The 8,174-nt window shown below is 72.2% G+C and carries 7 protein-coding genes and 1 pseudogene; 4 read left to right on the top strand and 4 right to left on the bottom strand.

Annotated elements, in window-relative coordinates; genetic code table 11:
• On the top strand, positions 1-1,940 hold a 1,940-nt coding region (locus DQW06_RS14540), incomplete at its 5' end, for a tetratricopeptide repeat protein (RefSeq protein ID WP_117198653.1).
• On the opposite strand, the gene DQW06_RS29885 is transcribed toward DQW06_RS14540, so the two are convergent.
• Both DQW06_RS29885 and DQW06_RS14530 read right to left on the bottom strand, forming a co-directional pair.
• Positions 1,935-2,117, bottom strand: coding sequence for a DUF397 domain-containing protein (locus tag DQW06_RS29885; protein WP_071622669.1), 183 nt, complete (start codon positions 2,115-2,117; stop codon positions 1,935-1,937). The genes DQW06_RS14540 and DQW06_RS29885 overlap by 6 nt on opposite strands.
• A gap of 151 nt (positions 2,118-2,268) precedes the next feature.
• Positions 2,269-3,273 carry a stage II sporulation protein M gene (locus tag DQW06_RS14530; protein WP_071622670.1) on the bottom strand — a complete coding sequence of 335 codons (1,005 nt, stop codon included), beginning with the start codon at positions 3,271-3,273 and terminating at the stop codon, positions 2,269-2,271.
• Positions 3,274-3,436: 163 nt separating this feature from the next.
• Between DQW06_RS14530 and DQW06_RS14525 the strand changes: the two genes are divergently transcribed.
• On the top strand, positions 3,437-4,294 hold the full coding sequence (locus tag DQW06_RS14525) for an RDD family protein (RefSeq protein WP_013154758.1): 858 nt from the start codon (positions 3,437-3,439) through the stop codon (positions 4,292-4,294).
• 99 nt (positions 4,295-4,393) lie between these two features.
• On the opposite strand, the gene ahcY (DQW06_RS14520) is transcribed toward DQW06_RS14525, so the two are convergent.
• The gene (gene ahcY / locus DQW06_RS14520; RefSeq protein ID WP_117198650.1) at positions 4,394-5,656 is read right to left on the bottom strand and encodes an adenosylhomocysteinase; all 1,263 of its coding nucleotides are present in this window, start codon (positions 5,654-5,656) and stop codon (positions 4,394-4,396) included.
• A 7-nt stretch (positions 5,657-5,663) separates the two neighbouring features.
• Complete coding sequence (gene ahcY / locus DQW06_RS14515) at positions 5,664-7,100, bottom strand: adenosylhomocysteinase (RefSeq protein ID WP_013154760.1); 1,437 nt, start codon at positions 7,098-7,100, stop codon at positions 5,664-5,666.
• A gap of 128 nt (positions 7,101-7,228) precedes the next feature.
• On the opposite strand from ahcY (DQW06_RS14515), the gene DQW06_RS14510 reads away from it, so the two are divergent.
• Positions 7,229-7,639 (top strand): MerR family transcriptional regulator, encoded by a 411-nt coding sequence (locus DQW06_RS14510; RefSeq protein WP_013154761.1) that lies wholly within the window; start codon positions 7,229-7,231, stop codon positions 7,637-7,639.
• A gap of 95 nt (positions 7,640-7,734) precedes the next feature.
• Positions 7,735-8,174, top strand: a pseudogene (locus DQW06_RS14505) (hypothetical protein); the annotation flags it as partial.

The following is an 8,174-nucleotide window of genomic DNA, read 5'->3' as shown; positions in this document are numbered from 1 at the left end:
CGGCCGTACGGGGACGTGAGGGGCTCCTGGAGGCCCTCGGCGGGGCGATGGAGGCCGGTGCGCCGGTTCCGCACGTGCTGACCGGGCCGGGCGGGTTCGGCAAGACCACGGTGGCGGCGGCGCTGGCCGAGCGGGCGCGTCGTGACGGGTGGACGGTGTTCTGGGTGCGGCCCGGAAGCGTGGCGTCGAGCATGGTCGAGGCCGCGGTGGAGGTGGGCGGCTCCCGGCAGGAGGCCGAGCGGGTGAAGGGGGCGCGGCGCCAGGCGGCCCGGTGGGTGTGGCGGCACCTGGACGCGGCGGCGCGGCCGTGGCTGCTGGTGATCGACAACGCCGACCGGCCCGAGGAGCTGGACCCGGAGAACCGGCCCGGGGACCAGTTGGGGTGGATGCGGGCGAGTCCGGGCGGGTTCGTGCTGGTGACCAGCCGGGTGGACGACCCCGCGCAGTGGGCGCCCGCGCGGGTGCACCGGATCGGGGAGCTGGAGGGGTCGGCGGCGTCCGAGGCCCTGGCCGACCACGCGGGGGCGGGCGGTGCGGCGGGGCTCGCGGGCGCGGAGGAGCTGGCCCGGCGGTTGGGCGGGGTGCCGCTGGCGCTGTCGCTGGCCGGGCGGATCCTGGCCACGCACCGAGTGCTGTTCCCGGACGCGCACGCGCTGTTGGCGCGGCTCGGCGAGGGCGTGGGGGCTCTGGACGAGCTGGCGGCGCCCTTCGTCACCGGTGGCGACGTCGAGCGCGGGCTGCTGTCGGGGGTGTGGGAGCTGTCCCTGCGCCTGGTGGAGGAGCGCGAGCCCAGGGCGGTGCCGCTGTTGAAGCTGTTGGCGGTGCTGGGTCCCGACGCCAGTGAGGTCCCGCTGCGCAGGCTGCCGCTGTCGGAGCTGGACGGCGGGGTGCTGGGATCCCCGACCGACGCGGACCTGGCCAGGGCGGTGAACGCGCTGGTGGTGCACGGGCTGGTCTCGGTCGTCTCGTCCCAGGGGGAGACCGCGCTGCGGCTGCACCCGCTGGTGTCGGAGACCGTGCGCGCCGGGTTCGGGGAGGAGGACTTGGAGCTGGTCAACGAGGCGGAGCGGCTGCTCGCCTGGCAGCGCGACCGGGACCTCCAGTTCGAGCTCAGGGTCCTCTACGAGATCGTCCTGCTGCGTACACGTCTGCACCCTCACGAAAAGGATGCGGCCATGGTGACCGTGGGGAAACTGACGGTGGCCACAACGGCCGTTCATCGAAAGGCATTCGTCTCTCTTGTGGCGGCTGCCCGAGCGCTACTCCGCCTCGGTGCCTTTGAGGAGGCCGAAGAAACCCTCTCCGCCCTTATGGCGTTCGCCGAGAAGCAGTTCGGCCGGTACGACCGCGCTGTGTTCTCGGCCAAGCACCACCTCGCTGAGTCCTGGCTGTACCAGGGCCGGGTGGAGGAGGCGGACGAAGCTTTCCGCGCTCTACACGAGGACAGGAGCAGGGCTCTGGGACACGAGCACGTCGAAACCCTGGATTCCCTCTACCAGCTGGGCCTGATCGCACTCAGGCAGGAGCGTTGGAGCGAGGCAGCGGCCACTTTGGAGGAAGTCGGGGAGGCACGGGTGCGCGTCGCAGGGGAGGAGGACCCCCTGGCTCTGCTCGCCTTGCAGAACAGGGCCTACGCGACCATGTGCCAGGGTGACCCCGCCACGGCGGAGGTCGGGTTCCGGCGTGTTCACGCAGTACGGCGACGTGTCCTGGGCGCCGACCACCACATGACGGCTGACGCTGCTTTTTATGTGGCCAGAGCTGCTCAGGAAAAGGGCGACGCTCGAAGAGCTCTTGTGGGATTCACCGAGGTGCTACGGGTCTGGATCATGCAGCTGGGACAGGAACACCACCAGGTGAAAATGGTCGAGCAGCACATCGCGGAGGTCGAAGAACTCATCGTTCAGGGTGGATCCACCCCATCAGGGGCACCCTCATGAGCCGGAGACCACGCGCAGCAACGCCGTCCACTCCGGTGCGGCCAACCAGAGCGTTCGACCGTCCGCATGCACGGAGTCTCGGACACCGACGCCGGACGTAGTGACGACGGTCTCCACACAGCATGTTGCCGCTGCGCTGTAGCTGCTCTTGAACCAGCGCGGGGATTCGGTGTCCACGGCCCGGATGATGGCACGGCACCGCCCACCCGGCCAGTCCGTGGCCTCAATCGGCCAGAGATCGGACGACTCGGCGCGCAGCGGACCGGCCGCTGACCGCAGGCGGCCACGCCCCCGGTCCTCGGCCCTCCGCGCTCGCCGGGACAGGCCCTCAGGCCACCGGGACGGCGGCGGGGGCGTTCTCCAGGTCTCCGGTCTCGCCCTCCTGGTAGGCCTTCCTGCCCACCGTGAACACGTAGACCAGGAACAGCACCTCCGCCAGCACGCCGATGCCCAGTGCCACCGGGATCGGGATGACCCCGGCCGCGGCGTTGCCGGTCACCACGCCCTCGATGAGCCCGGAGACGAGCAGCACCACCACCAGCCCCAGGGCCACCGCGATGGCGGCGCGCCCCTCCTCGCCCAGGGCGCGCATGCGGGTGCGGTCGCCGGGCGCGATGATCGTCCACCCCAGCTTGAGGCCCACCCCACCCGCGACGAAGACGGCGGTCAGCTCCAGCAGGCCGTGCGGCAGGAGCAGCCCGAAGAACACGTCGCCCTGGCCGTGGGCGAGCATGATCCCGGCGGCGACGCCCACGTTCACCGCGTTCATCAGCAGCACCGCCAGGGTCGGCAGCCCCAGGGCCACGCCGTAGATGATGGCCTGCGCCGACACCCACGCGTTGTTGGTCCACACCTGGGCGGCGAACGAGCCCCGGGGGTTCTCCATGTAGTAGTTCGCGAAGTCGTGGTCGACGTACTGGGCCATGAAGTCCGGCGTGCCCAGGGCGTGCAGCACGTCGGGCTCGGACACGATCCACAGGGCGGTGACCGCCGCGATCGCGACCATGCCCGCGCTGGTGCCGATCCACCACCACCGCAGCCGGTACAGCACCGCCGGGAAGACGCGGGTGAAGAACCCGCCGACGTCGCGCCACGCGGAGGCGTGCGCGCCGGTCACCGCCGAGCGGGCCCGGGCCACCAGCGCGGACAGCCTGCCCACCAGCGCCGGGTCCTGACCGGAGGAGCGCACCACCGACAGGTGGGTGGACACCCGCTGGTAGAGCTCGACGAGTTCGTCGATCTCCTCACCGTCCAGCGAGCGGCGCCCGCGCACCAGTCTGTCCAGCCGTTCCCACTCCGGGGCGTGCGCCGCGGCGAACACGTCGATATCCACGCAGGGAACCCTATCCGTTCCGCGCGCGGTCCGGCTCTGGAGCCGGTTGACGAGGCCCCCGTCGACCCGTCCGTCCGGGTGCCCTCCCGACTCCGCCGCGAACAGCCGTCCCGTGTGCCGGGTAGTGTCGGGACGACGGTTTCAGACAGTCCCGAGGGAGCGAGTGCTGGTGTCCTATCCCGGCAACGGCGACGCCCGCGCCGACGTGTACGGCGTGACACCCCTGGTCACGGGTGACGCCGTGGTCCTGGACCTGCGTCCGGCCGGTTTCGCCACCAGGGCGGCGGCTCTGGCCATCGACGCCCTGGTCCAGGTCATCGCCCTGATCGCGCTGAGCGTCCTGGTCACCTGGATCGGCAGGGGCCTGGACCCCGCGATCACCGCAGCCGTGTCGCTGTCGAGCGTGATCCTGATCCTGGTCGGCTACCCGGCGGTCTTCGAGACCGTGAGCCGGGGGCGCTCCCTGGGCAAGATGGCCCTGGGCCTGCGCGTGGTCGGCACCGACGGCTCCCCCGAGCGGTTCCGTCAGGCGCTGGGCCGGGCGCTGGCCGCGTTCGTGGAGATCTGGCTGACGAGCGGCGTGGTCGCGCTGATCACGTCGATGATCAACCGCGACGGCCGCCGCGTGGGCGACTTCGTGGCCGGGACGATGGTGGTGGAGGAGCGCGGCGGCAGGCCGCGCGAGGAGGTCATCCCGATGCCCCCGCACCTGGCGGCCTGGGCGGCCACCACCGAGCTGTCGCGGCTGTCCCCGGAGACCGCGGCGGCGGCGCGCCAGTACGTGCTCCGGTACGGGGAGCTGGCCGAGCACACCCGCCACGAGATGGGCGTCCGGCTGGCCGACACGGTGGCCGCGCAGATCAGTCCGCCCCCGCCGCCGGGGACCACACCGCCCTACTTCCTGGCCGCGGTGCTCGCCGAGCGCCGGCGCCGCCACGAGGCGGCCGCCCAGCGCGCCCAGCCCGGATACCCGCAGGGCGGCCCCCAGCAGCAGTGGTACGGCCCGCACTCCTCCCGCTGAGCCCGGGCGCGCGGGAGCGGCTGGCGCGGCGGCTTCCCGCTCCGGCCGCGACCACGCTGAGCGCTGTCCGAAGCGGCCGGTACTGCGCGGGAGCGCCCGTCAGGCGTGCCAGGAGCGCAGATAGGCCTCCTGCCCGGGGGTGAGCGCGTCGATGCGCACCCCCAGCGCGGCCAGTTCGAGCCGGGCCACCTCGGTGTCGGTCTCCGCCGGCACCTCCACCACGCCCGGCTCCAGGTCGGAGGCGTTGCGGGCCAGCCAGGCCGTGGTCAGGGCCTGCACGGCGAAGGACAGGTCCATCACGGCCGCCGGGTGCCCCTCGGCGGCGCCGAGGTTGACCAGGCGCCCCTCGGACAGCAGGAGCAGGCGGCGCCCGTCGGCCAGCACGTACTCGTCGGCCTGCTCGCGCACGCCCCGGTTGACCTCCACGGCCCGGCTCTCCAGGGCGTTCAGGTCGATCTCCAGGTCGAAGTGGCCGGAGTTGGCCAGGATCGCGCCGTCCTTCATCAGGTCCAGGTGCTCGGCGCGGACGACGTCGCGGTTGCCGGTGACGGTGACGAACACGTCCCCTGCGGGGGCCGCCTCCTCCATGGTGGTGACGGTGTAGCCCTGCATGACCGCGTCCAGGGCCTTGACCGGGTCGACCTCGGTGACGACCACGCGGGCGCCCATGCCGCGGGCGCGCTCGGCCAGGCCCCGACCGCAGTAGCCGAACCCGGCGACGACCACCGTGCGCCCGGCGAGCAGCGCGTTGGTGGCCCGCAGGATGCCGTCGATGGTGGACTGGCCGGTGCCGTACCGGTTGTCGAACATGCGCTTGGTGGCGGTGTCGTTGACCGCGACCATGGGCAGCCGCAGTTCGCCCTCGGCGCTCATCCGGCGCAGCCGGATCACGCCGGTGGTGGTCTGCTCGCAGCCGCCCAGCACGCCGTCGAGGAGGTCGGGGCGGGCCATGTGGGCCGTGTTGACCAGGTCGCACCCGTCGTCGAGCAGCAGGTGCGGCCGCGACTCCAGGACCGTGACCAGGTTCCGGTCATAGGCCGCCGGGTCCATTCCGGCCCACGCGTGGACCGAAACCCCGTACTCGGTGACCAGGGCGGCGGCGGTGTCGTCCTGGGTGGACAGCGGGTTGGACGCCGCCAGCCACACGCTCGCCCCGCCCGCGCGCAGTGCCCGCAGCAGGTTGGCGGTCTCGGCGGTCACGTGCAGGCACGCGGCCACGCGCAGGCCGTCCAGGGGGCGTTCGGCGGCGAAGCGCTCGCGCACGCTGCGCAGCACGGGCATGGAGCGCTCGGCCCAGTCCACGCGGCGGACCCCGGCCCCGGAGAGGCCGAGGTCCGCCACCTGGTGGGAGGGGAGTGTCATGTGCTGCCTAGTAGCGGTAGTGGTCGGGCTTGAAGGGGCCCGAGACGTCCACACCGATGTAGGCGGCCTGCTCCTTGGTGAGCTGGGTCAGCTTGACGCCGAGCGCGTCCAGGTGCAGCCGGGCGACCTTCTCGTCGAGGATCTTGGGCAGCGTGTACACGTCGGTCGGGTACTCGTCGGGCTTGGTGAACAGCTCGATCTGCGCGATGACCTGGTTGGTGAAGCTGTTGGACATCACGAAGCTGGGGTGGCCGGTGGCGTTGCCCAGGTTGAGCAGGCGGCCCTCGGAGAGCACCAGGACGGACTTGCCGTCGGGGAAGGTCCACTCGTGGACCTGCGGCTTGATCTCCTTCTTGACCACGCCGGGGACCCTGGCCAGGCCCGCCATGTCGATCTCGTTGTCGAAGTGGCCGACGTTGCCGACGATCGCCTGGTGCTTCATGCGGGTGATCTGGTCGGCCATGATCACGTTGAAGTTGCCGGTGGTGGTGATGAAGATGTCACCGGTCTCCAGCACGTCCTCCAGGAGCGTGACCTGGTAGCCGTCCATGGCGGCCTGGAGGGCGTTGATCGGGTCGATCTCGGTGACGACCACGCGGGCGCCCTGGCCGCGCAGGGCCTCGGCCGCGCCCTTGCCGACGTCGCCGTAACCGCACACCACGGCGACCTTGCCGCCGATGAGCACGTCGGTGGCGCGCATGATGCCGTCCGGCAGCGAGTGGCGGATGCCGTACTTGTTGTCGAACTTGCTCTTGGTGACCGAGTCGTTGACGTTGATCGCGGGGAAGGCCAGGGTGCCCTCGCGGCGCATCTCGTACAGGCGCAGGACACCGGTGGTGGTCTCCTCGGTGACGCCCTGGATCCGCTCGGCGATCCGGGTCCACTTGGTGTTGTCGCGCTCCAGGCTGGCGCTGAGCAGGCGCAGCACGACGCCCATCTCCTCGCTGTCGGCGCTGTCGGGGTCGGGGACCGCGCCCGCCTTCTCGTACTCGGCGCCCTTGTGGACGAGCATGGTGGCGTCGCCGCCGTCGTCCAGGATCATGTTGGGGCCCTCGGCGCCCGGCCAGGTCAGCGCCTGCTCGGTGCACCACCAGTACTCCTCCAGGGTCTCGCCCTTCCAGGCGAAGACCGGCACACCCTTGGGGTCCTCGGCGGTGCCGTCGGGGCCGACGACGACCGCGGCGGCGGCGTGGTCCTGGGTGGAGAAGATGTTGCAGCTGACCCAGCGCACCTCGGCGCCCAGTGCGACCAGGGTCTCGATGAGGACCGCGGTCTGGACGGTCATGTGCAGCGAGCCCATGATGCGCGCGCCCTGGAGGGGCTTGCTGTCCCCGTACTCGGCGCGGGTGGCCATGAGGCCGGGCATCTCGTGCTCGGCGAGCCGGATCTCGTCGCGTCCGAAGGCGGCCAGGGAGAGATCGGCGACCTTGAAGTCGAAAGCCATGCGTTCCTCACTCGTGATGGTCGTGGCGCACCCGATTCTAGGGCCGCGACCGGGATCACCGTGCGAAATTGACATTTCACCGTCAGGTTCGCGCTCCTTGGTGGGGAGGGTCGGTTAGGGTCGCGTGCATGGCCGCCCTCGACGACGACCCGCCCCCCTCCGACCTCCGGCCGCGCGGCCCCGTGCCGATCTCCGCGGCCGCCGACCGTGTGGGCACCACCGCGCGGATGCTGCGCTACCGCGAGGGCCTGGGCCTGCTGCCCCGTACCCAGGAGCAGCCCACCGGGCGCGGGCACCGGCACCGCCGGTTCACGGAGGAGGACCTGCGCACGATCGCGGTGGGCCTGGAGCTGGAGCGCGAGTTCGACATCCCGCCCGCCGCGCTGGCCTTCGCCCTGCGGGTGCTGGCCGAGCCCGAGGTGCTGGCGCGGGTGCGCTCGCACGGGGAGCGCCTGGGCAGGCTCGCCGCGGCGCCCGCCCGCGCGCTGGACTTCGAGAAGCAGAAGGCGATGCGGCTGCTGCACGGCCGCCGCCCCTGAACACTCCCGGTTTACGCTCCGACGCGTCCGGTAGCGGCCACAGGTCGGGGCCCGAGACAGGTTTTGGCCAACTGTCCACTGGCTACGGAAGACACGTGGATACCCTACGTTGCGGTGCGGACCTGGACCGGATTCCGGCCCTGGTGCGCGAGGACCTCATGGACGTCGACCGGCTGCGGGCCATCTGGGCCCAGCACCGGCAGAGCCAGCCCCGGCGGGCCAGGGACGCGGCGCGGCGCGAGCTGACCGGCCGCCGGGTGCGGGCGCTGGGCGGCGGGCCCGCCCTGGAGGAGCTGGTGGTCTCCGCCGCGGCGGACGGGGCCTCCGGGCGTCAGTTGACCGCCGCGTTCGTCCTGGAGCTGGCCGAGCGCGCCAGGAACCTGCCCGAGGACTGCCCCGCGCGCTCTCCCCAGCGCCCCGTGGACTCCGAGCAGGCGCTGCGTCTGGCGCGGGCCGCCTCGGTGCCCGCCCATCCGGTGGTGCGCGCCGCCCAGACCTACGCCGAGGCCGTGGCGGTGCTGGCCGAGCTGGACCC

The organism is Nocardiopsis sp. TNDT3, from assembly GCF_003427465.1.
GTDB classification, from domain to species: Bacteria; Actinomycetota; Actinomycetes; order Streptosporangiales; family Streptosporangiaceae; genus Nocardiopsis; species Nocardiopsis dassonvillei.
This window is presented reverse-complemented; position numbering and strand designations above follow the sequence as displayed.

Bases quoted from the DNA above. Each gene is read 5' to 3' on its own strand.
- ahcY (WP_117198650.1), bottom strand. From the start codon at position 5,656: ATGACACTCCCCTCCCACCAGGTGGCGGACCTCGGCCTCTCCGGGGCC.
- ahcY (WP_013154760.1), bottom strand. From the start codon at position 7,100: ATGGCTTTCGACTTCAAGGTCGCCGATCTCTCCCTGGCCGCCTTCGGA.
- DQW06_RS14510 (WP_013154761.1), top strand. From the start codon at position 7,229: ATGGCCGCCCTCGACGACGACCCGCCCCCCTCCGACCTCCGGCCGCGC.